At 57.3% G+C, this 23,218-nt stretch carries 17 protein-coding genes; 4 read left to right on the top strand and 13 right to left on the bottom strand.

Annotation, left to right across the window (positions count from 1 at the left end; all coding sequences use genetic code 11):
* Positions 1-234: 234 nt before the first annotated feature.
* Positions 235-1,041 carry a sulfotransferase gene (locus ACR3E0_RS20990; protein ID WP_480481384.1) on the bottom strand — a complete coding sequence of 269 codons (807 nt, stop codon included), beginning with the start codon at positions 1,039-1,041 and terminating at the stop codon, positions 235-237.
* Between the two features lie 488 nt (positions 1,042-1,529).
* On the opposite strand from ACR3E0_RS20990, the gene ACR3E0_RS20995 reads away from it, so the two are divergent.
* Together ACR3E0_RS20995 and ACR3E0_RS21000 are read left to right on the top strand one after the other, a co-directional pair.
* On the top strand, positions 1,530-2,834 hold the full coding sequence (locus ACR3E0_RS20995) for a lipopolysaccharide biosynthesis protein (protein WP_480481385.1): 1,305 nt from the start codon (positions 1,530-1,532) through the stop codon (positions 2,832-2,834).
* Positions 2,835-2,912: 78 nt separating this feature from the next.
* Positions 2,913-4,073 carry a glycosyltransferase family 4 protein gene (locus tag ACR3E0_RS21000; protein WP_480481387.1) on the top strand — a complete coding sequence of 387 codons (1,161 nt, stop codon included), beginning with the start codon at positions 2,913-2,915 and terminating at the stop codon, positions 4,071-4,073.
* A gap of 19 nt (positions 4,074-4,092) precedes the next feature.
* Here the strand turns inward: ACR3E0_RS21000 and ACR3E0_RS21005 are convergent, their stop codons facing one another.
* The 3 genes from ACR3E0_RS21005 to ACR3E0_RS21015 all read right to left on the bottom strand — a co-directional run bounded on the left by ACR3E0_RS21005 (position 4,093) and on the right by ACR3E0_RS21015 (position 8,361).
* Entirely contained in the window at positions 4,093-5,088 is a 996-nt protein-coding gene (locus tag ACR3E0_RS21005; RefSeq protein ID WP_480481389.1) for a glycosyltransferase family 2 protein, read from the bottom strand.
* A gap of 71 nt (positions 5,089-5,159) precedes the next feature.
* Positions 5,160-6,692: an ArnT family glycosyltransferase gene (locus ACR3E0_RS21010; protein WP_480481391.1), complete on the bottom strand. Its 1,533-nt coding sequence runs from the start codon at positions 6,690-6,692 to the stop codon at positions 5,160-5,162.
* 97 nt (positions 6,693-6,789) lie between these two features.
* Positions 6,790-8,361: a carbamoyltransferase C-terminal domain-containing protein gene (locus ACR3E0_RS21015; protein ID WP_480481393.1), complete on the bottom strand. Its 1,572-nt coding sequence runs from the start codon at positions 8,359-8,361 to the stop codon at positions 6,790-6,792.
* A gap of 542 nt (positions 8,362-8,903) precedes the next feature.
* On the opposite strand from ACR3E0_RS21015, the gene ACR3E0_RS21020 reads away from it, so the two are divergent.
* A complete protein-coding gene (locus tag ACR3E0_RS21020) occupies positions 8,904-10,676 on the top strand; it encodes a carbamoyltransferase family protein (RefSeq protein ID WP_480481395.1) in 1,773 nt (590 codons plus the stop codon).
* Positions 10,677-10,680: 4 nt separating this feature from the next.
* A complete protein-coding gene (locus ACR3E0_RS21025; protein ID WP_480481397.1) occupies positions 10,681-11,538 on the top strand; it encodes a polysaccharide deacetylase family protein in 858 nt (285 codons plus the stop codon).
* Positions 11,539-11,588: 50 nt separating this feature from the next.
* Here ACR3E0_RS21025 and ACR3E0_RS21030 read toward each other — a convergent pair whose 3' ends face one another.
* The 9 genes from ACR3E0_RS21030 to ACR3E0_RS21070 all read right to left on the bottom strand — a co-directional run bounded on the left by ACR3E0_RS21030 (position 11,589) and on the right by ACR3E0_RS21070 (position 23,198).
* On the bottom strand, positions 11,589-12,695 hold the full coding sequence (locus ACR3E0_RS21030; protein ID WP_480481398.1) for a peptidoglycan-binding protein LysM: 1,107 nt from the start codon (positions 12,693-12,695) through the stop codon (positions 11,589-11,591).
* Between the two features lie 44 nt (positions 12,696-12,739).
* Positions 12,740-14,002 (bottom strand): peptidoglycan-binding protein LysM, encoded by a 1,263-nt coding sequence (locus ACR3E0_RS21035; protein WP_480481400.1) that lies wholly within the window; start codon positions 14,000-14,002, stop codon positions 12,740-12,742.
* A 23-nt stretch (positions 14,003-14,025) separates the two neighbouring features.
* Positions 14,026-14,811, bottom strand: a complete 786-nt coding sequence (locus tag ACR3E0_RS21040; protein WP_480481402.1) for a PP2C family protein-serine/threonine phosphatase — start codon at positions 14,809-14,811, stop codon at positions 14,026-14,028.
* A 3-nt stretch (positions 14,812-14,814) separates the two neighbouring features.
* Positions 14,815-15,837 carry an FHA domain-containing protein gene (locus tag ACR3E0_RS21045; protein WP_480481404.1) on the bottom strand — a complete coding sequence of 341 codons (1,023 nt, stop codon included), beginning with the start codon at positions 15,835-15,837 and terminating at the stop codon, positions 14,815-14,817.
* Between the two features lie 209 nt (positions 15,838-16,046).
* Positions 16,047-18,182, bottom strand: a complete 2,136-nt coding sequence (locus ACR3E0_RS21050) for a serine/threonine protein kinase (RefSeq protein WP_480481406.1) — start codon at positions 18,180-18,182, stop codon at positions 16,047-16,049.
* Positions 18,183-18,521: 339 nt separating this feature from the next.
* Positions 18,522-19,808 (bottom strand): dynamin family protein, encoded by a 1,287-nt coding sequence (locus ACR3E0_RS21055; RefSeq protein WP_480481408.1) that lies wholly within the window; start codon positions 19,806-19,808, stop codon positions 18,522-18,524.
* Positions 19,805-21,847, bottom strand: a complete 2,043-nt coding sequence (locus tag ACR3E0_RS21060; protein WP_480481410.1) for a dynamin family protein — start codon at positions 21,845-21,847, stop codon at positions 19,805-19,807. The genes ACR3E0_RS21055 and ACR3E0_RS21060 overlap by 4 nt, the downstream gene beginning before the upstream one ends.
* Before the next feature lie 68 nt (positions 21,848-21,915).
* The gene (locus ACR3E0_RS21065; protein ID WP_480481412.1) at positions 21,916-22,773 is read right to left on the bottom strand and encodes a hypothetical protein; all 858 of its coding nucleotides are present in this window, start codon (positions 22,771-22,773) and stop codon (positions 21,916-21,918) included.
* A gap of 23 nt (positions 22,774-22,796) precedes the next feature.
* Positions 22,797-23,198 (bottom strand): hypothetical protein, encoded by a 402-nt coding sequence (locus ACR3E0_RS21070; RefSeq protein ID WP_480481414.1) that lies wholly within the window; start codon positions 23,196-23,198, stop codon positions 22,797-22,799.
* Positions 23,199-23,218: the final 20 nt, after the last annotated feature.

Genomic DNA, 23,218 nt, shown 5'->3' on the forward strand with positions numbered 1-23,218 from the left:
TGATCCACTGACTGGTCGGACAGAAAGCCACATAAAATCAGTATCCTGTGCTAATTCCTGAGCCCTACGGGATTCCCCTAATTTCTGCCGATGTCATCGTTTGCTAGGTTGATCTCAACAGAAAGATACTACCGGTGAGGCCTAACGGCTTTATCACTCACTCGGAGAGAATGACCAGCATTTGGGGTGCTGGTCATTTGTTTTTGGGGTTGCCGTTTCGGAAGATGTTTTCGATCAGCGCGCTTTGGGCGGCAGTTGGTATCCGTATTTCTCCAGATCTAGACCTGTCAGCTTTTGCAGGGCCGCATTGGAGTCGGCAAACGCGCCTTCGAACTGAACCGCTGCTCGTTTGGCCATGCGTTCTTCCAACATCTGATCTAGCGCTCTGGGGAACATCTTGCCCAAAGGGTCACTCAGCTTGCCGAACCGTCGCGTGGCGTAGGGAAACGGGATCACTGCGCCTGTGCTCAGTTGATTGTCGCTGAAGATGCGATTTACCGCACGCTGCAAAACCTGAAAACTCTGCGACCTTTTCTTGTTGGTCTTCAGAAATTCACGTTTTGGGACCTCAACACCCAACGACCCGCAGAGCTGTGACACAAATGCGTCTGAATCCTGAACAAACTGCTCATAAGTCAGCCCATGGACCCGTTCGGGACCAAACAGCGACTGATAATACTTGAACAGCCGATCATATCGATAGAAATCCGGGCTGAACATCGGGACGCGACGCATCATTGGTTCCGTTTGCGCCAGATACCCCTTGAACGACTTGTGGCCGCCGTCTGTGATGTACTGGCTGTACATCGACAGGATGCTGGAGAGCTGCTCGCGGAAAACGATCAGAATGTGGGCCTCGGGAAATGTGTTCTTCAGGCGCTGCGCGATCAAGGGGCTGTCGAATCCACCCGATGCCGGATAGCCCGAAAACCGTTCGTGAGAGAAGACAGCGACTTTCCCGGAATTATGCGCAGTATCGAGAAAATCCGCATATTGTTCACGAACGGCAGAAGCATCAAAGGTCAGCGGTTGTGGCAACACGAATCTATTGGAAAGGACATATTTCCGCTCATCAGGCGGGCTGACAAAGGGGCCATCAGACTCAGCGAAAAGCTGTTTCTGCAACGACGACGTTGCCGTCTTGTGATACCCGATGTGAATGAGAACTTTTGCTTGTTCCATAAAACGTTAATCAATACCCAAAGTCGATCGACCACCCCACAACCTCGCCTTCAAAAAGGCGATTCACCGTACCCTTAGCCCCTGATTCTCGCGGGTTGCAAACCAATCTTTGCATGTTCAAAACCGGTTCCCCAAAACAGGACTGGATTTCCCCATCAAACTGCGCTTTCGTAAAACGATACAAGCGTAAAAAACAAAATGATAGAAGTAGTGGCGAGAAGAATCGCCAATTTAATGGTTTGACGAGTGATGAAAGGTATTTGACCTGAGACGAGTACCAAGGGTTTTTGCACCATGTTTTTAAAGGGTGCCCGGGATAGCGCCCGGACAAACCGCCAAGTGACGCAATGATCGGGTTTGACGCCAGATCTTTGATTGGGCGGCTGGCCAAGAACATGTCGTGGCTGTTCTTGTCGCAAATCCTTATGGCCGTTTTTGGACTTGCAACGCTGATCATCACCGCACGTGCCGTAGGTCCCGCCGCAGTCGGCATCCTGGCGCTGGTAGACGCCTATGTTCAGGTTCTGGATCGGCTTTGCCGTCTGGAACCCTGGCAAGCGGTCATCAAATACGGCAGCGATGCGCTGACCGAAGATGACACGCATCGGTTTGGTCACCTCATAAAACTGTCTGTCGCGATTGACATCATGGGGGGGTTGCTGGCCGGAACGGTGGCCATCCTCTTGGCGCCAGTCGTGGCGCCGCTGATTGGCCTGCCCGAGGACGGCGGGTCCGCTTACATTGTCCTTGTCGCGCTGGGTCTGTTCCTGTCTCTGCGGCCAACCGGCATCGCCGTTCTTCGTATCCACGACCGGTTCGATCTTTTGGCGATCTCGGACATGGTGGTCGCAGGGCTGCGTCTGGTCGGGACGGTTATCGTATTTCTGTTGGATATGGGCCTGTGGGCCTTCCTCGCGTTGATGCTGATGCACCAGATCCTGACCGGGCTGGTTGCCTTTTTCATCGCATTGAGAGAGTTGCGGCGACGCGGGATGCCTTCCTTCATGTCCTTGAAACTGCGCACGGCGCTGCGGCAGAACCCCGGCTTTCTGAGATTCCTGTGGAACTCGAATTTCAACGTCGTTCTGAGGCAGTCGACCCAGCGGCTGGATGTGCTGGTTGTCGGGGCGCTGTTGGATGTCACGTCGGTCGGTTTCTATCAGATCGGGAAACGGATCATGACCAATATCGTGCGAGTCGGCGGGCCAATCCGGCAGGTCCTCTACCCCGAAATGACACGTCTCTGGTCGGCTGAGGAATACGGCAGGTTCTGGAAACTAGTGCGCTATGTGTCCTTCGTGATGCTTGCATTCTCGCTGGCCATCTCGGTTCCCCTGGCCTGGAAGATGACGGATCTGGCCGTGCTGTTGTTTGGTGCTGAGTTTGCCGGCGCGGCACCGGTCATGACAATCCTGATGTTTGCGGCCGTCATCTACCTGGGCGGTCTGGCCCTCAACCCAACGCTTCTGAGTATGGGCCTGGACCGGGCACTTGTGCGCACGACGATGGTGGCCACGGGTGTTTTTGCACTTTCTTTCATTCCGCTTTTGTGGGTTCTGGGGATCGAAGGCGTTGCCCTGTCCCATATAGTATTCAACATCGTCTGGACGACCGGCTGCATCCTGGCGATCCGGTCCTACCTCGCGCGATAACAGGGGACGCAACCGATTTAAGCATTCCCCGATTTGGCCCCCGCATTAACCGGAATCTAGTGATTAACGAGACGAGCAATGACGAAACGTATTCTGTTTCCTTTTGAAGGCGACACCGTGATCGGTGGCAGCCACGTGTCAGCCATGAAGCTGGCCGCCGGTCTGGACCGGTCGAAATATGAACCTTACATCATGGTCCACTATCAGGACGGGCTGGCTGGCGAATATGCCCAATCGCTGGGGCTGGAATACGAGGTTCTAAAAAAACCAAGCCTGATGTCGCCGGGACAGATCAACTACCCGGGTGATTGCGGCCCCGGACGGTATCTGATGTCGAGTGTGCCGGGGTTCATCTCGGTCCTGAACCGGATCAAGCCGGATATCGTGCACACCAACGAAGGGCGGATGCACTCGAACTGGGCCTTGCCGACGAAATTGTCGGGGCGCAAGCATATCTGGCATCATCGTCAGGACCCCACGGCCTTTGGCATCAATAAACTGGCCCCGGTCTTGTCGGATCACATCATCAGTGTTTCCCATTTCTCGAAGCCCAGGAAACCAGTGCGATCCGTTGACAAGAAATTCACTGTCATTCGCAGCCCATTTGACTTCAACCCGGATCCTCCGGACCCGGCGCAAGCCCGACAGGACCTCCTTGACGAGATGAGCTTGCCTCAGGACGCCTTGCTGTTGGGGTATTTCGGAAACTTCGTGCCCCGAAAACGCCCGGACCATTTTGTCAAAGCCGTGGCTGCCATTCAAAAGCAGATGCCAGATGTTCCCGTGCACGGGTTTCTGTTCGGCAGCGTCGTAGACCGGGGAAATCAGCTGGACAAGGAATGCGAGGACCTAGCGGCCGAGTCCTGGATGGAAAATCAGATCCATATGATGGGCTTCCGACAACCAATTGACGGGTACATGGCCGCGATGGACGCCAATCTGGTTACAGCCCTGGACGAACCCTTCGGGCGCACGTTGATCGAAACGATGTATCTTGGCACGCCGGTTGTCGCCACACGGCACGGCGGAAACGTCGAGGCTATCGTCGACGGCGAAAACGGCTTTCTTGTGGACCCGTTTGATGCAACGGCCTTCGTCGACCCCGTCCAACGCCTGCACAAAGACCCGGAATTGCGGGAAAGGATCATCGCCGCTGGCCAGCGTCACGCCCGGGACAACTTTGGAATGGCAATCCATATCGAAAGCGTCTGCAGAATTTACGATCAGTTGCTGGCCTGAGTTGTGAAGAACCCGGCAACTAAACAGCGGGGTTCTTTGCGCGAGCGACGCTGGGAAACTGCAGGTAAGACAGACGTCGGCTCTCGCGCCGACTTCGCGCCAGCGAGTCCAGGATCAACGCGCAGACCACCGACAACATCGCCGCAACAAAGCCCGAAACAGCAACAACCAGCGATGGCATTCGCGTGACAAGCCCTGTTTCAAGGAATTCGCCCAGAACCGATGCAAAAACCCACAGCGACGGCAGGAAAACGATGACAGCCAGCGACAGGAAGAAAGCCATGGGCTTTTCCTCTTTGATCAGAAGGCTGATCATTTTGAGGATACGCCACCCGTCTTTGAACGTGGACAATTTGGAGTTCGAATCCGGCAGACGTGAAAAGTAGCTTGTCTGAACCTCACCAATCGGCATGCGCATCTGCATCGCGTGAACTGTTAGCTCTGTTTCGATCTCAAAACCATCCGAGACAGCCGGGAAACTTTTGACGAACCGTCTGCTGAAGACCCTGTAACCGGACAAAAGGTCGTTGATCTTGCTGCTAAAGAAGAATTTTACCAAACCGGTAAACAGCGCATTTCCAAATTTGTGCCCGGGGCGGTAAGCCTCGGTTTCGGTGTTCACGCGGGCACCATTCACCATGTCCAGATTCTGGGAAACCAGCAAATCCACCAGCTCGGGCGCGGCGGAACTGTCATAAGTCGCGTCACCGTCGGCCATGATATAGACGTCCGCATCCACATCCGCGAACATCCGGCGCACCACGTTTCCTTTACCTTGCAACGGCTCTGTCCGCACGATTGCACCAGCGTCACGAGCGATCTGGATTGAGTCATCGGTTGACTTGTTGTCAAACACGTAGATGGTTGCTGTTGGCAGGGACTCGCGAAATTGCGCGACGGTTTCTCCGATGGCTACGGCCTCGTTATAACAGGGCAAAATGACCGCGATCTCCAACGCCTGCTGAGCAGGTGAGACTGCAGCACCAGTTTTGAAATCCTCACTACTCTGTTTCATGAGTATAATTGCCCTCAATACCGTGTCGGTTGCGTCGATACCACCGTATTGAGGCAAAAATGCGGACGCGCCTAATTTACCGGTAAATACAACAGGCTGCCATCTTCGGTGCGCACCAATTCCGTCAGGTTCAGGTCCTGGGTCAGTTCCTGCTGCGTCGGCAAATAGAACCGCCAGGTTACTTCGTCGAAAAAGGCCAAAACCGCATTGCCCTGCCGCAGGTCTTCATGCATTTCGGCCAGCAACGTTTCGTATGGGCGACCGGGCAACGGTTTGCCGGTGCGACGATTGAATTTCATCGGCAGCCATTCCGTGTCGCGCTGGGTCAGCAGATGCACAATGTCGGGTGCATTCGTATAGACGAATGTCCCTGGATCGAGCTTGTTTATCTCGGCAACCAGCGGTGACTGATACCACTGCGGTCCGGCAAAAAATATGCCTTCTTCGCGATACTCGGTCATCAACTTGCCGGTTCTTGCCAGATTGGATGCCAGAACCAGCGCGCCGAAAACCAGAAGAAAAACACCCAACAAACTCTGCAGGCGTGATCCATCGCGGGATCGCAAAAGGCTGCTGTATTGCGCACCAATGATCACGATCAGAACATAAACCGGCGCAAAGTAAGAGGGCTTGAGCGGCAAGTTCGGCTCGATCAGCAAGGACAGCAGCAAAAGAGCGAAGTGGCCAAAGATGTAAACTGCCGCGATCAGGGGAAAGGCGGCAAACCTGTCGTCGCGGTTGGATGGTGTCGCGACTACGCGATCTCGCGATTGTTGCCAGACAAGGGCGGCCAGAAGTGCGATCAGGGCAAGCGCTACCAGCACCTTGATGAAGGTCGGGACTACGTTGGGGAAGAACGAGACCCAGATCGACGTCGCGCCCTGCAATACCGTATCAAAAGTGGCGTTGCCCAGGAATCCGAACTCACGTCCAAGGCCCGTGCCACCGGTGCGTGCCTCGATCATACCCCACACGACCAGTGGCAGAATGACCGCTGCGAGGAAGGCAATCGCATGCAATACCCGTATTTTCATATTGCGGGGTCCCAGAAAGGCCGCCGTCAGCACACCAACCACCCACACGGGCGCCCCGTTGAACCGGGTCAGAAAAACCAGATCCGAGATAAGACCGGCCAGAAGCAGAAACGTCAGTGCACCGGACCCGGCATAAAAGCTGAGCAAGGCCAGCGTGATCACGAGTAGAAAGATAAACATGGCTTCGGACAGCACCGTGACGTGCAATTCAAAGACCAGCGGCGAGGTCAGAACCAGCAATGCGGCAAATGCGGCAATGGTTTTCGAAGCCCCAAACCCGCGCGCGAGGCCAAATACAATCACGCAGTTCAAAACCAGGAACACGGCGTTCAAAACGGTTGCGGCCGCAATGCTGTCCAAGCCTGTCGCGGCCGTTATCTTGATGGCCCAGAAGTAGCCCGGCGAATTGCCCTGCAGAAAGAATGGAAAATCCAGATAATAGGCGGAATCCGGACGGATTCCGATCCCCCACGGTGTTGCAACAACAAACAAGAGAACCGCCAGTCCCGAGAGTGCGGCGGCCAGAGCATAGTCAGGTATTCCAAGCCGTTCTGAACCGACAGCGCTCATACCAGACCTCCATCATCACCCTTAGAAAACAAGCTCGATACGTGCTTCATGATACTCTTCTTCGTCTGAATGTCTCAGATCAACAATGTGGATTGGCTTACACCTGATCGATCTCATAAAACGTGTTTCCGGCTACAAAACCATCCAGTTCAACCTGTCGGGCATAATGGCCAAGATCGCTGGTCGTGTTGATAAAGCCCGAATTGCGGAAGTTCAGTGAAGTGTTACACAATACGCCCACGCCCGAGATGGATTTGAACTCTGTCAACAAATCAAAGAAAAATGGGTTCTGGTCGCGTCGTACGGTCTGCACGCGGGCGGACCCATCCACATGGGTGACAGCGGCCAGATTGGGGTCGGTCACCTGATGAAAGCTGAGCATATATGGCGATGGCCCGGTCACGTCAAAATGCAGATGGGCGTCTTCCTCCAGACAGGACGGCGCAACAGGGCTGTTTTCTACACGGCCTTTGATCCGGTTCAGCCGCGCCCGCGTTTCCGCCTTGAAAGGGGCCGCCAGAATCGACCGGTTCCCCAAAGCACGGGGCCCGATCTCGCAATTGCCGCGGGTCCAGCCGATGATTTTCCCGTCATACAGGGCCTGTGCCACGTCCCTGAGGTTCAATTCCGACGCCCTCAGACCGTCCAGTTCCAGCTTGTCATCGCAAAAAGACTGGCCGGAATACACTGACCAATTCAGCTTGGCACGTCCGGTGAAATGGCGCATCGCATCGACCGCTGTGCCAATTGCGCACCCCGAATCCCCCGTTGTCGGGGGCACAAACACGTCGCGGAACAATCCGCTCTTTTCCCATTGCGCGTTCCAACTGCCATTCAACCCGCAACCGCCTGCGATGATCAGCGGATGTCCGTCGCGCAGATTGGTTTCGGCAAACTGGCGAAACTGCTCAAAAATGGCCTCTGAGAGCTTGGTCGCGAGATTCTTCAGCCTTTGGCTGTCCGTGCCGATGTTGAAGAACGGCGAGTTCACGAATGAGCTTTTGCGCAGCGGATCGGTGGAGGTGTCAATCGACAGAAGTTTGTCGATCAACTCCTGCTCATCCTCATCCGCCGGTCCCGGCTCTCCAAACGCGCATGCCGCCATCAGGCGTCCGGGGTCAGCGGGGCGCAACTCACCGCCCGAGATTGGAAAATCTGGATCAGCCAGTGCATAGAGAAAGGCAAATCGCGTACCGGGGGCCGTCATGACCTGCCCGCGATGGTGTATGTTCAGATCTCGGTCGATTTCGTAAAAATCACCCAGCGCACCTTCCCAAAGCAGCACATAGCAAGGTTCGCCCTGAGCATACGGAGACAGCGCATAGCTGCACCAGATATGAGCACGTTCATGGGTCGAGGTGTAGTAGTCGACCGTCTTCCCAAAAAATGTGCGCTTACCCACGGTTTCCGACCCCGACCCGATGCCGAAGTACCCCGCACCCGATGTCGTCACATGATCCCGGCCGTTGCTGGACCATCCACTGAGGGCCAAAACGTCAGGCAGGTCCTTGAACCACAGTCCCGCGTCGATAAAGGTGTCCGGCGTTACGGGTGTGTATCTGGGAAAGCTGTTTTTTTCCGCCTCGTAGGAAAACAATAGGCTTTCATCGATGCAGTCCACACCGGCGACCGTACCGTCGTGGCCAGATTTGAACGATAGAATCTTCATCCCTTGCGCCTCATCAATTCTGCCGGCTTCGAATCCAGCGAAATACACCGGCCAACACCATGGCCGGACCTCTCAGGGCTTTGCCCCGATCTCATTGCCTGATTTTGCAAAATGCATGCCAAAAACCCGCAGCCTTGGACGGGATCATAAACTGGCTCCATGGGTACATATACAAACCTGAAAATCGAAAACCGAACCAAATGCCAATTGATTGCACTCAACCTAACAGAAGGGGCAGGGGGCGTGTAAACACTCTTTTACTGCGACACGTGAACGCCAATCGGGACAAGCGAAATTGTGGACGGATATCGGAATCTGATGAGATTGTTCGTAAAACACGACCATTCAAATCGCGGCTAATCGCCGCCAGATCGGGCGGAAAACCGGGCAATCACGTTGATTTGGCTGCCTCCGCGACCGGTCCCATTTCGAACAGGCGATTTTTAGCGTGCCTGTGTGACCAACTACCTTGCGTGGCCAAGCGTCTGAACGTTACTGTGTGCGCGTTGTAGGCATGTATTTGGCCAAGGATGTTTTGAGTTATGTCAGTGATTTTGGGTTTGGCAACGATGAACAACAGTGCGGCGGCGCTGTTTGTCGATGGAAAACTGGTTGCCGCGGTTGAAGAAGAGCGGCTGACGCGGGTCAAGAATGACGGCGCCTTTCCGCATCACGCGATTGCCGAAGTTCTGCGAATCGGTGGATTGAAGTTTGCCGAGGTGGATGATGTTGCTGTCTACTGGCAGCCCTGGCGCATGGCCGGGCGCGGTGTGGGCACGGTCCGCAAGATCCTGCAAAGCCCGTCCACCGCCAAAAGCGTAACCACCCGGATCGGCGCGTTGTTTTCCTCTGATACCAGGGGCGAGGGCTCACAGGACAGCGGATGGATGGACCTGTTCCGCATCCGCAAGATCCTGACGGCAGAACACGGCCCGTCCGAGTTCAAGCTGCATTACATCAATCACCATCTGACCCATCAGCTGTATGCCGAGGCAATGCGCGACTGGGACAGCTTTGTGTCCCTGTCCTATGACGGCGGCGGTGAAGAGAGCTCGACCATCGTGACAACTGTACGCAACGGCAAACGAGAGGCCATCGCCGATCACCGCTGGCCCAATTCGCTGGGCCATTTCTATTCCGCCTTCACCGGTTTCCTCGGCTTCAAGATGCTGGAAGGGGAATACAAGATGATGGGTTTGGCGCCCTACGGCAAACCCATCTACCGCGATACGATCCTCAAGGAAATTCTGCATCTCGAGGACAATGGTGGATATCGCCTGAACACGACTCTGTGCGATTATCACTCGGCACTGCGCGGGGTGTTCCACCCGCGTCTTGAAGACCTGTTTGGTGAAGCCCGGACCCCCGGGACCGTGCCCGACGAACGCCATATCGATCTGGCCGCGTCAGTCCAGGCCGCGTTTGAGGAGGCGCTTCACCATATTCTCGGTCCGGTTCGCAAAGCGAACCCCGATTTGCGCAAACTGGTCATCTCGGGTGGCTGCGCATTGAACGTAACGGCCAACGGAACATTGATTTCGCACGGCACCTTTGACGAAATCATCATCCCGCCGGCCCCACACGATGCCGGATGCGCCGTAGGCGCGGCGCTGGCTTGCATTCCTCATGATCAAGTGGATCTGCCATCGGTACGCAACCCCTATTTGGGGGCGGAGTGGGATACGGCATCAATCACGATGGCGTTGAACGACTATTGCGCGCAACCGCAAACGGCATTGGCCGAGGCGGACCTGATCGAACAGGTGTCCGACCTTTTGGCCGACGGCAAGATCATCGCGTGGTTCCAGGGTCGGGCAGAGTTTGGTCCCCGCGCGTTGGGAACCCGGTCTTTCCTTGCCGACCCGCGTCAGGACAGTATTCGCGACGATATCAATGCCAAGATCAAGAAACGCGAACATTTTCGCCCCTTCGCACCCAGCGTCGCGGAAGAGGCTGCATCCGATTTTTTCGAGATCGATCAGTCCAGCCCGTACATGAATATCGTCGCACGTGTGCGGGACGAACGCGCCGCCGATATCCCGGCCATCACCCATACGGACCAGACGGCCCGGGTCCATTCTGTGGCGCAATCGGCCAACCCGCTTTACCATGCGCTGCTGACCAAATTTGGTGAAAAGACAGGTGTACCGGTTCTGTTGAATACATCGTTCAACATTCAGGAACCGATCGTCTATTCGCCGCTGAACGCGTGCGCGACCTTTGCCGCCTCGGGCGTGGATGCCCTGGTGATCGGCGACTATGTCGTCTTGCGTGAAGCCCTGAAAGAGGAAAGCCCGAGCAAAGCCGTGGCATAGCCCTGTGTTCCTGAGCATCGACTTCGAGGACTTTTCGCACGATCTGAAACGCGCGCTCGGTGTCTGGGAAACTGGACCGTTGCGTGTGGATGCCCTGTGGCACAGCTATGAAACGATTGCCGCGTTTCTGAAAGAGCACGGTGGCCCAGACGGCGGCACCGCAACGTTCTTTTGTACAGGTGTGGTCGCGGAAAACGCGCCTGACCTGATCGCACATATCGCGGGACAGGGGCACGAGATTGCCTGCCACTATCATTTTCACGACAGCATGAGCCAACAACCGGCGCAGACGATTGACCGGATGATGGGCCATGCAAAGGACAGATTGCAGGCGGCGGCGAACACTCCGGTGCGGGGCTTTCGAGCCCCAAAGTTTCATCTGAACCGGGACACGCCCGAGCAATACCAGCTGATTGAGCAGCATTTCGACTATGACAGCTCGTCGTTCTTTGGAACGACGGACGAGTGTCGCGCGTTTGCGCAAAACATGTCTTTGTCCAATCTGCGACTCGTCCCCTTGTTTTCCGGTCAGTACAGAGGTCGGGGTCCGCAGATTCGGCTGGGCGGCACTTATCTGAAACTGGCACCGGATGCCGTGGCACGGGACTTGATCGATCAGGCCCGCAGGGCCGGGTTTTCACCGCATGTCTACCTGCATCCCTATGAGGTTGTGACACCAACAGAATTCAGAGTACCGCGGCAGGACCTGTCCAAACTTGGTATGGCCAAGGCCACCTATTGGGCCGGTCGACAAAACCAATGGCTGATGTTCGGCGGCGCGCGGCTTTTGCAAAAACTGGCCCGGCTCATCCCGCCTCAAGGTTTGTCCGGTCGATTGGATCAGCTTTTGGTCAGCCAATAAAAAAGGGCCGGTCACAGGACCGGCCCCAGTTGTTCAGCTGAACCGAGGGATCAGTTCGAAGCTGTATTCAGTTTTTCATTCTGCTCGCGCAGGGTGTCCGAAATGATCGCGTACCATTCGCCGGATTCACGCATTTCGTTCAGGCCCTTGTTCATCATCGCAATGTATTCGCGCGCAAACGGGTTGGTGCGATGCGCGAGGAAGCTCATGGACGACAATGTCGATACATACGGGTTTTCAACGATGTCAGCCGAGGTCAGCCCCATGTCCTTCATGGTTGCCGCGAAAAGATCAACTTCGAACGCGGCAACGTCGGCCGTCCCGGTCAAAACCGCATCAAGGCATTCGCGGGCCGAATTTGGTTGGACCACGTTCGTGTTCTCGCGGTTCAGCCCGACCTCTTCCAGAACAACCATGCTCCAACCGGCCATACGACAGATGGTTGATCCTTCCAGATCCTTGAAGGTTGTTGCCTGAGTGTACTGGCTCTCTGGCAGAGTGAAGAAGCCGCCAACGATATCGTAAACCGGAACAGATGCGACAAACTGGGTGCACCGCGCTTCGGTTTCCGCAGACCACTCATAGGTGCGGTTTGTACAATCCGGTATGGTCCACGCAATCGAGATATCAAACGCACCAAGTGGCAACAGCGTGTCCAGGTGCGAGCTCCAGTCGTCCACAAAACTGACCGAATAGTCGCGGCTGTTACCGGCACGCTGAAGGCTGGTTGTCGCCAGACGGGTCATGATCCCACCGCCGCCGAGCGCTTCGCTGGTGAATGGCTCCCATCCGTTGCCTGCCACCATCTTAATCGGGGGCGCATAGACATTAGAGCGTTGGACGCTCGCAGCACGCTCTTCTTCTGCCGCGATGATTTCCTGTGCCGACCGACCGTTGGGCAGGCTACCGTCTTCACAGGGCAAGGCCAGAACCAAGCCTTGTTCCAACGCGTTCGGGTTGGTGATGACGTTGCGGTTCGCGTTAAAGATCGGCTGATAATTCGACGTGCCGTAGGCTGCGATGGCGATTGTTGCCATCGTGTCGCCGTCCTGAACCGTGTAGTTTGTGCACGCTTCCTGAGCGGCGGCGGCACCGGCGCTGAGTGCCGTGACGGCGGTGGCCGACATCACAACTTTCTTTGGGTTGAAATTAAACATGTCCACTTCCTCCAGACTATAGGTTTGTCAGGCTTTTCAGAGCCTTATCCATTTTCCATTTGGTGACGCAGCGCGGTTGACACGATGTCGCGCCACTCACCGGATTGCTGCATGATTGCCAGACCCTGATTCAGCGTCTCAAGGATCGCTTCCCCATCAGGATTATCTTTGTGGGTCATGACGTTCAGCGACTTGATCGCCGCTAGGTTGGGGTTTTCGACAATGCGGTGTTCATACCCGAGCCGGCTGATGGCTTCGACCGCCAGATGGGCCTCGATGGCCACGATATCGGCAGTGCCGATCATGACGGCATGGAAGCAGTCATCCGGGGATACCGGGCGCAGCAGATTGATCGCTGGTTCGTACAGACCCACCGCATCCATGTGCGAGAGGGTCCAACCTTCGGGACGGCAAATCGTGGTGCCCGCGAAGTCCGCATAGGTCAGTGTCGCCTCATAGCCCGAGCCCTCGCGGGCAAAGAAGGTATCCACGACCTCATAGAACGGGTTTGAGAAATTGTAGGTCTCGCACCGCGTCCGGTCACTTTCGGACAGCGCGGCGGCCTCTTCGCAATTCGGGCGCGACCAGGGGAAGGTTCCGTCAAAGGCCAGCGTGGGCATCAACAGGTCCAGATGCGAGGACCAGTCATTCACGAACTGAATCTTGTAGCCTTGCTCTGGCGCTGCGCGAAACAGGGCGGTTTCCACCAGTTGCGTGTACAACCCGCGATGCGGCAGGGCCTCATCCGTAAAGGGCGCATAGTTGCCGCCGGTGATCAGCAGCAACTGACGATCCCGGATTTCTGGTTGCTCACCCGAGCCGGCCTCACGGATCAGCGCCGCCCCCTGTGCGCGGGCCGCCTCGATCTCGTCCCTGGCAGCCGCTTTGGCGGCAATGACTGCCTCTTCGCTGGATTTCTTGGCTGCGGCCTCGGCCACGGCGACCCGGGCCTCAGCGTCTGCAATGGCCTTTTCCGCACGTTCTTCCGCGGCCTTGACCAGTTCTGCTGCCATTTCTGCGGCCAGACGTTCGGCTTCGGTATTGGCCAGTACCGGTGCGCGCCCGATGTCTTCGAGGCACGGCATGGTCAGCACGTCACCGACACGAATGATATTCGGGTTCGACCCGATCACATCGCGGTTGGCATCCCAGATGATGCGGAAGTCTTCAGTTGCATAGACCTCGATCGCCAGTTCCCGAAGGCTGTCGCCCCGCTGGATCTCATAGGTCGAACACGCCTCTTGCGCCGACGCCGCGCCTGTTGCGGCAGCGAGCGCAAGGCTTGATATGATAAGATGCTTTCTCATGGTCGCTGTTACTTTGCCTTCAGTTAGGGTCTCGCCAGTTTCACGACTGCGATTGATAGATTGTCTTGATCCGGATCGTCCTTGGCACGAACCGCCTGCAACAGCGCATCGGCGATGTCCTGCGCGAGGACCTGAGCGTGATCTCTGAGAATGGCCTGAATCTCAGCGTTGCTAAGGTATTGCAGCCCGTCGCTGCCCAGAATCAGAACATCTGCCGCCGACAGCGTGAGGGGGTCCTCCGGACAGTCTACCTTTGGGATTGCGGCGCCCATGACGACGGATGTGAGCTGATTGCGATCCGGGTGCGCGCGCGCCTCGCCCTCTGACAGAACGCCCTGCGCAACTTTTGCGTCAATCAGCGGCGCCATCGAGTGATCTTCGTTCACCTGCGTCAGGTCACCGTCCCGAAACAGGTAAAGCGGGCTGTCCCCGATCGAAATCCAGAACACGCGCTGATCCAGCAACAGAACACCCAGCAGGGTCGACCCCATCTTGAACCCGTTGCCTTGCTCATCATTGTGATTGGCGATGGCAGCGTTGGCCTGCATCGCCGCCAAGGGTAGTGCATCGATCAACGCGCCCTCGGACTGCTCTTCTGCCTCAAGCTCGGCATCCAGCGCATCGCGCCATGCCGCAATCACCAGCTCAGACGCGACCTCGCCGGCGGCGTGACCGCCCATTCCGTCGGCAACCACCACATAGCCCGCATCCGCCGCGTCAAACATTCGCGAGGCGATCGCATCTTCCTGCGTGTCGCGCTGTCCCTGATCCAGGATCAGCGCAATATCATATGCCGGAGACGCCAGCATCTATCAGGAATCCCGCCAGTCAAAGGCGTCGTCGCAGAAGGCGGCAAAACGGATCGAGGTTTCGCTGATCCGGATCAGATCGCCGCTGGACAAGGCAATGGTGCTGAGAACAGGCTTTCCGTTCAGGCGCACCAGGTTGGCCTTGCCGCCGTGCCCCAAATAGCATTTGCGATCCTCGGGATCATAGGCGATCACAGCATGGTTGCTGCGCGAAATGCCGGTGTCGCCGAAATCCAGTTGGATCGCCTGATCGTCGTTTCGGCCAATCTGCATCAGACCTTCGGTCAACGTAACGCTGGCACCGCGACCCGGCCCATTTGTGACAACGAGCCAGCCAACAGGGAATGTCTCTTGCGCTGCCTCGGACTTGCCAACAGGTTCTGCTGTTTCGATGAGATCCTGAACGTGGGTATCGGCGCGATCAAACCCCAGGAACGTGGTTTTCACACGGGACCGCCGGTCAGTGGCCGGGCTGGGCTCAGGTTGAGGGTCTTCAGACAGCTGTGCCTTAGGCTCCGGTTGAACCTCCGATGTGTCTTCCGCCGTTTCTACGTGGCTTGCAGACCCATCGACATCATCCGAAAGAACATTTTCTATTTCGACAGGGTCCTCGTGCGGGGTCTGAACTGTCGTGTCCTCGGACAGGCGCAAGGTGACAACTTGATCCGCCTCTTCCCGTGCAGCGCCGGAATCGTCATCAGGCACCTCAACGTTGGAATCTTCACCCTCTTCCGGACCCGCTGCGAGTACGGACACGTCCGCGACATTGTCGGACGCGGTGTCCTGATCGGATGCACCGTCGGCATCGGTGAATTCAGGCATCTTGTCTTCGGGGATCAACTCATCCGTTTCCTCATAGGATTCGGATGTCATGTTGCCGCCAGCCAGTGCCTCGCGCAGGGCATTGAAATCTGCAATTGGCTCTGCCGCGCCCTCTTCAGGTTTCGCGGTATCTGTGGCTTCGTCTTCCTTGGCTTTGCCGGCACCTTCTAGAAGCCGGCTGAGAGGGCTTTTGTATTTGAACATGGTGTCGACACCTTTGAATACTCGGCACACTGGTCTTGTGCCATTGGTCTGCTACTTACCCCTGCGCTCGGCAGCACAGCGGCACTTACGATGATGAAAAACCAAGTAAACTTTTACTTTCTGCGACGGGCCGGGTCCCGTCAGGGTGGCGGGAACACGGGCCACCCTCAGCAAACACACACTGGCAGATCACAGATGAACCGGTCAGATCACTCCTGTGCTAGCCGCATGACCGCAGCCGTCTCGGCCCCGTTGCGCGACACGGTCAGACGTGCCTGGGGCTGATCTTCGGAAACAAGGGCGTTCAGCACCGCGTCCAGACTTTCCGGCTCGTTCACTTCAATGCCGGTCTGGGATTCGCGCATCAGGACATCGCCTTGCCGAAGGTCACCGGCCCTATCTGCCGGAACACTGGACACAACGGTCTGCCATCCCGCATCGTCAGCATGCCGAATGGTAAACGCGTACCCGTTTTGCAGCCCCAGCACTCGGATTGCGGGCAGCGCCAACAGTCCGTTTTGAGCCCGAGTCTGACCGAGCGGACGGTACCGCGCCGCGACCCGGGTGTACCCGTCAGGGTCAACCTTGAGACTGTCCAGGACTTGCGCCGCAAACGACGCATCAGACCGCACGGGATTGCCATTCAGGGTAAAGATCGCAGCGCCGCGTGTGACCCATTCGCCGATGACTGACATGTCGGTTTGCGGATCGACACCTGTCACTGCAATCACGTTTCCGGTCGACGCACGGCGTCGCGAGGTCGTGAACGGGATCTCCACGTCCCAGTGGGCAAATGCGACTTGCGACTCAGCCAGATCGGCTGAACCCGCCGGTGCCACCGGGGTTTCCGGTTCAGCCGCAACCTCAGCACTTTGCGGGTCAGCCTCCTCTGCGGGTACCGGTTCTGCGGAGGCCGCTTCTGTGGCGGCCACCTCCGCAGGTTCGGCTTGCGCCTGCTCGACAGGCTGCTGTGAAACAGTTGATGTGTTTTCGGACGATGCCGCTTCCTGCCCGTCAGTTGCGTCCGCAATAACAGGTGCAGGTTCCTCAACACTGGTCGTTGTTGCGACATCGGGTTCCGACCTGCCGCCGGGCAGGAGAAAAAATCCACCCGCGGCAACGGCCGCGATGATGACCGCAATTCCGATGACCGCCTTGCTGCTGCCGCCTGACCCGCTTTGAACGACGGTGTCCACCGCGACCGGAGTTTCCTCCTTGGACGCGAGTTTCGCGATTTCCTCGTCTTTCTTTGCATCGCCGCCAAGGGCTATGTCGGGGTTCCCGGCCAGCAAAGCCGTCACAACCGCCTCGGCATTTTCGCTTTCGGCCTTGATGCGCGCCTTTTCGGCCTCTTTGTCCTTACGGTCCATTCCGACGATGACAGATACGGGGCGATAGGCGAACGTGTCGAACATGACACCGGGGCCACGGAACATACGCAGCCAGTCCAGGGCGGACTGCAGACGATCGGTGGCGTGGACTTCCATCGCCTTGTCTATCGCTTCCAGAAACCCCTCGGGATAGCCGTCGAACCGCCCGGCCAGCGGCACATAAGGATCTTCCTGGCCGTTGTTGAACGCGTTCAAACGGCTCTGACCGTCAATCGGGCGCTCTCCGCTGATGGCGTGATAAAGCGTGGCTGCGAGTACATAGAGGTCGCTGCTGGGGTCCTGCTCGGAGCCACGGACGTAGAACTCATGCGGTGAGTACCCATCCTTGATCACCCGAAGCGTCAGCAGGGCCGCAGTTTTGTTTGCAGCCTGTTCACGCGCCGCGCCAAAGTCGATCAAAACCGGATCGCCGTTTTCATCGATCAGGATGTTGTCCGGAGAGATGTCCCGGTGCAGCATGCCGCTCTGGTGGATGAAGGACACCGCCGACAGCATCTTTTCAGTGACCTGGACAATGAAATCCGGTCCGCTGTCGGTTTCGGGATCTTCGACGTAGTCCAACAGATCGCAGCCACGGATCAGATCCATGGCGATATAGGCGGTATCGTTGTCTTCGAAGACCTGATGCACATCCACGATATTGGGATGCACCAGACGGGCGTGGTTGCGGGCTTCCTGAATGAACAGATCGATAATGGCGCGCAGGTCTTCCTTGTAGGCCGGATCGGACGGTTCGACCAGATCGCCATTGCGGCGGCACAGGGCACCCGGAAAGCACTCTTTGATGACGACATCCCGCTCAAGGCTGTCGCGTGCAAGATAGGTAATTCCAAACCCACCATTGCTGAGAAAGCGGAGAATTTCATACTGCCCGCGCAGCAGCTTGGCGCCGGGTTGTAGACCTTCGATTTTTGGTTCGTCGTGCGATGCACCGACAGCCTGGTTGTGGCTCATTTCTTTCCGCCCGTTCTACTCGTTTTGCGGCAATTTTAACTGGGCAAACAACCCGCGAACTCACAACCAAACACAACCGCAGGACACTTGAGAACGGTTAGACGTTTCAAATTTGACTTTATTGGGGCCGCCTGATGGCTTCACTAAGGATCGTTTTGTTGGAATGTCCATATCTAGTTTGCGATGAACGTGAATTACCACATATAGACTTTCGACCGACAGAAACTGAAAACTGAGGCCCGGTTTCCAGGCATTTGGTGCACGGATTCGAAACAATACAGAGCCGATTCTGCGGTGTTTCGAATCGCTGCAGTGCAGCTCAATTTTAGCGGGAAGGTGTCAGGTTCCGGTTTTGGACTGAACTTCTGCCACAGTGCTGCCGGCCCAGGCCAGATTGTCGCTCAGCTGCGCCAATATGCTGATCGCATCCTTCAGCGGGGTCTCACCGCTTTCAAACTGAAGCAACAGCAGCAGGTCCGTGGCCTTTTCAAACTCACCGGGAATCCAGTCAGCGTCCGGGTCTATTTCGCCGCCCTGTTCCAGCCGTTCGGCAAAATCCTCGACGATTTCCTGGCAGCTCTGCAGGAACTGGGCGGGTTCGATGTCCGCCGACTCGCGCAGGTCTTCGTAGATGCTGGCAATCGCTGCAAGCCAGTCTTCGAGGATCGGGTTGGTCAGTGGCGGAAGCGCGGACCCAAGGGCCGCCTGAATGGATGGATTGTCCACCGGGTTCGGGGCCGGATCGGCGCCTTGAAGAGTCTCCAGATATGGCAGGAAATCCTGTTCCAGATCTTTGCGGGCCGCCTCCAAATCCCTTTGGCGCCGGGTCGAGGCAGCCTCAAGGACATGCTCGGCCAGTTTCTGACCGCCACAGGTTTCCCAAAGGGCGAAATCGGGCTCTGGCTCCTGCGCCATCGCACGTACCGCAACCGGAGTTCCGATCGGAACCACGGCCTGGAACATCCCGTCTTTTTCCTTGTTCAAACGAGCCAGGACTCGGTCCAGCGCGTCTCGCACCGGCGGCAGGTCGGCATGGGTGACCGCAAGCAGGCTGTTGGCGCGCAGTTCCGGCGGCACCTTGGCCCACAAATGGCGCTCGGTCTCGCGCCAGGCATTGGTCCCGTTGGTGCACCAGATGGCGCAGTCAACGAACTTCAGCAGATCCAGGGTTGGTTTATAGGTATCATCAAGCGCACCCGATCCTGGCAGATCAAACAGCGAGATTTCCTTTAGGGCCGGAGTGTTCAACCCGACCGAGATAAAATCCGGATTGTCCGCCGCGGCCTTTTCCAAGGCGATGCCGGAATACGTCTTGGGCTCTTTGTCCCACCACCCAACCGTCGTCTCCGGCGTTTCGGCATAGGCGACAATGACCAGCGGGAGCTTCAGGTGCTGCGGCCCGGTCGGAAGAATATCCGCACCCGCCAGCATGTTGGCAAGGCTGGACTTGCCTGCGCCAAACTCTCCGGCAAACCCGATGTTGACGGCATTGGACAGACGCTCCGCATGGGCCAACGCCCGGTCCCGCAACGCGTCAAGTGCCGCCTCGGACGGCAAGGATTCCGTTGCAGTCAAAAAGCGCTCAAGCTGACGCACTTCCTGTTCGGTTCCGGGAAATTCGATCATTCCGCAGCCTCTGCCAGTCCTTCATCCGCCGTCACCGTCCCGAAAGCCGTTTCCAGCTCATCCGAGATTCGGCGCGCCCGGTCGAACGCATTTTGCGCAGCGGCCTGCGCGTTTGTTTCTCCGGTTCCGGCCCGGTTTTCGAGATGCCCTGCAAGCAACGCCAGATAATGATCCAGAACCGTGTTCAGCCTTTCAATGATGTCTTCGCGTGTGGTGTCGATCAGATCATCGCCAATCAATTCGAATTCCTGCACGATCATCTTTTCCGCTCGGGAAACGACGCTTTTCCGCGAGATCAAACGCGACAGCCAGTTCACCCGCAACTCGACCGTGATGCCACGGGTCAGAGCCGTCGTGTCCGGCCTGAACCAGCGCACCGCGCTTGTGTTCATGCGATTGTCACTGGGTTCCTGCCAGCCTGGCAGGGCGCGCAGGGCGGCATTGCTCTGCATATCGATGGTATAGAGCTCGCTCAGCATCCGCTGACGCACAACCTGCGTCGCGCCTTGAACCAGTTCTCGCATGCGGTCGCGCAAAGGGGTGAAGTTCAATTCGGTCTCACTCCCTTTGGCCAACAATGGCGATTGGCCATCCGGACCGCGCACCACGGCCGAAACGGCTTCGGCCACGGTGTCATCCATGACACCGCGTAGATTGGACAGGACGTCGTCCATATCGCGGGTGATGTCCTGGGTTTTGTCAGCAATCAGCGCGCGCAGTTCGCTTAGTGTCTTGTCGTTCTCGTCGGCGCTGGTCTCAGTTGCATTTTCTTCGTCCTCCATCGCACGCAGATGCGCCTGAGATCGCTCCAGTTCACCCTGCGCGAAACTGTTGAGATGCTGCCACGCCATGCGCAGGTGTTCGCTGCGCGGCCCATCGGACAGGGCCTGGGTGACATGTCGGCGCAAGTCCGGCAGTCCCGACGCGATCATGGCCGCAAAGCGCAGCACAGCTTCACGGCTGATCGGGCCTGCGCCCTGCTTGATCTCTTCAACACCGTCCAGATACTGCTTCATCTGTTCGGGATGCGCCCTCAGCCAGGCCAGCACGTGGTCGTGATTGACCCCTGTTTCATCCCCGGTCAGCGCGTAGTGGGCCCATTGGGCGCTGCCCATCAGGACATCAACCTCCGAATTTCCAAGCGCCTGTTCCAAACCGTCCAAAACATCCGCGCGAACCTTTTTGGCATCTTCGGCGCCTCCGCCCAGCTCGTCAACGCGGTTGATGAACACCACGATCTGGCCCAGTTCCAAGGCCTGCATCAGGCGGAACAATTTCAGATCGGCCCGCGACAAAGCCTGGTGCGCGGACAGTACAACAACAAAGAAGTCTGATTCCTTCAGGTACTGCCGCGAAATCTCCTCGCGGATCAGCAGCGGGTCGTTGACGCCCGGCGTGTCGGTGACGGTCAACGGAAACGGAAAGTGGCCGACGTCGAAATAGACCTCGGCCTTGCGCGTGATGTCGCTGTAAAGTCCGCGATCACTGCCGGGATCAGGGCTGCCGTCTTCGGTCGGATCGTCGCCGGCACAGACATAGCGCGCCAGATCATCGGTTGTCAGGTCTTCAAGGTCGTGATGCTGGCCCAGCAGGTGTTCGTAGCTGTCCCCCAGACGCCGGCGGGCGCGGGTTTTCATCGCCTCGACCTGTTCCTCGATCATCTCGCGCTTATAGCTGTCCTCGTCATCCGGGAACATGTTACGCAGCTCTTCGCCTTCGGCAATCAGGGATTGCCACTGGTGGTTGTCGAAGAAATGAAACTCGGCACCTTCGGTTCGTCCGCTGGGATGACCGAAATGCATATCCGTAATGACCGTGGTCCAAGGGTTCACGTCAGACGGCAGGTATTCGGCCTGACCCGTGAACCCATTGATCAGACGGGATTTCCCCGCTTTGATCTGCCCAACAAAGGCAATTGACGGCTTGAGACTGGACAGGTCGCCAATGATGCGCGAGATGAACTGACGGGTTTCGTCATTGCTTGTCTCGTTCATGTCTTCGGCGATGCGAATTAACTCGCGGCGATGGGATTCACTCATAACTTATTACCCTGATAACTTGTAAAAACACGTTGAATTAGTTGAAAACTTGAAGGTTCGGGATGCGATCATTCTCCCGCCTCCACCAAAGAGGTCCACAGATTGACAACCGCGCCCAGCTTGCGGGCTTCGTGCATTGCGATGGCAACCTGCTCGCCGTCATTCAAAATGGCCAGACCGGAGCCTTTTCCGCCTGATGGGCGCATGACGATGAGTTGCGGGTGATCCAGTTGGGCGGCTGTATCGCGATCCCACCCGGCAAGATCGGCGGCAAAGCGGGTCAGCAGTTCCTGATCCGGGTGCGCCGTGCCCGAGGGCGCGCATTCCCCGTCCAAACGTGGTTCCGATCCATCCGAGCCGAGGCACAAAACCCGCCCGGTGGCAAAGCGCGCGGCATCTTCGAAGAACGTCTCGGCCAACGCACCTGTGTCGTCCGCGCCCGTTTCTGATGCCGGGTCCTCGGTGTCCGGCACCACAGCAACGATGGGATCCTCGGACAGGTCGATCCCTGCGCAGGCCTTTTCAACTTCGCTGAACGTGATGCCCACGTCATCTGCTTCGAGCGCCGTGTCGGGTTTCAGCGAGATCAGGTCCAAGGGGGCAGGGGCGCTGGCGATGTCCGAAACCAACTGTGCCAGTTTGTCGGTGAGCGCATCGCGGGATTCGGTCTCGAAATCGGGAACCGGTCCAGTGCGGACACGAAAGACATTGGTAATGCGGGAGCTGTTGACCTCAATCGCCAGACAATCGCCGTTTGCGGCGGTGAACTCCAGCCTCCGGGGCAGAACAGTCCCACGAATGGTGCGCAACACCGCGTCCCGACGGGCCGATGCCGTCTCACCAGCAAGGGTCACGGCAGGCGACAGACGGGCAACCGACGTCCGCCCGATGTCTTCGAGCATGTCGAGTATGTCCGTATCCGTCATGCTGTGACCCCCTTTGGTCCCGTTCACACCGCGGCCGTTACCGGCCCCAGGCTGAGATGCGATTTCGTAAGCGCCAGCCCGACATTCGCGCTGTTGCGGCAGATGTAGCAGACCACATGATCGGGATACTCCGGGGTCCGCAGAAAGATGTTCAGCCGATCTTTGGAGAACACCGCGATTTCCCCAAATCCCGGGCTGTCCGCCTGTTCCGTTCCGGACTGGCGCAACAAAGCTTCGAACGCGCTGACCCCGCGCCCCTGAAACAAATTTGCAACCGCAAACGCAAAAGTTTCCAACTCATCCGCGCTGTTGGCATCCGACACACTGGTGCCGAGCAACATCCCCGTTTCCATGTCAACATACCCGGCTGCAATACAGTCGGGTATGGTTTCCATCGCGGCAGTCAGGGAAGCTTGGATCGACATCTACATCCTTGTTATCAATT

It is taken from the genome of Ruegeria sp. AJ12 (assembly GCF_056536245.1).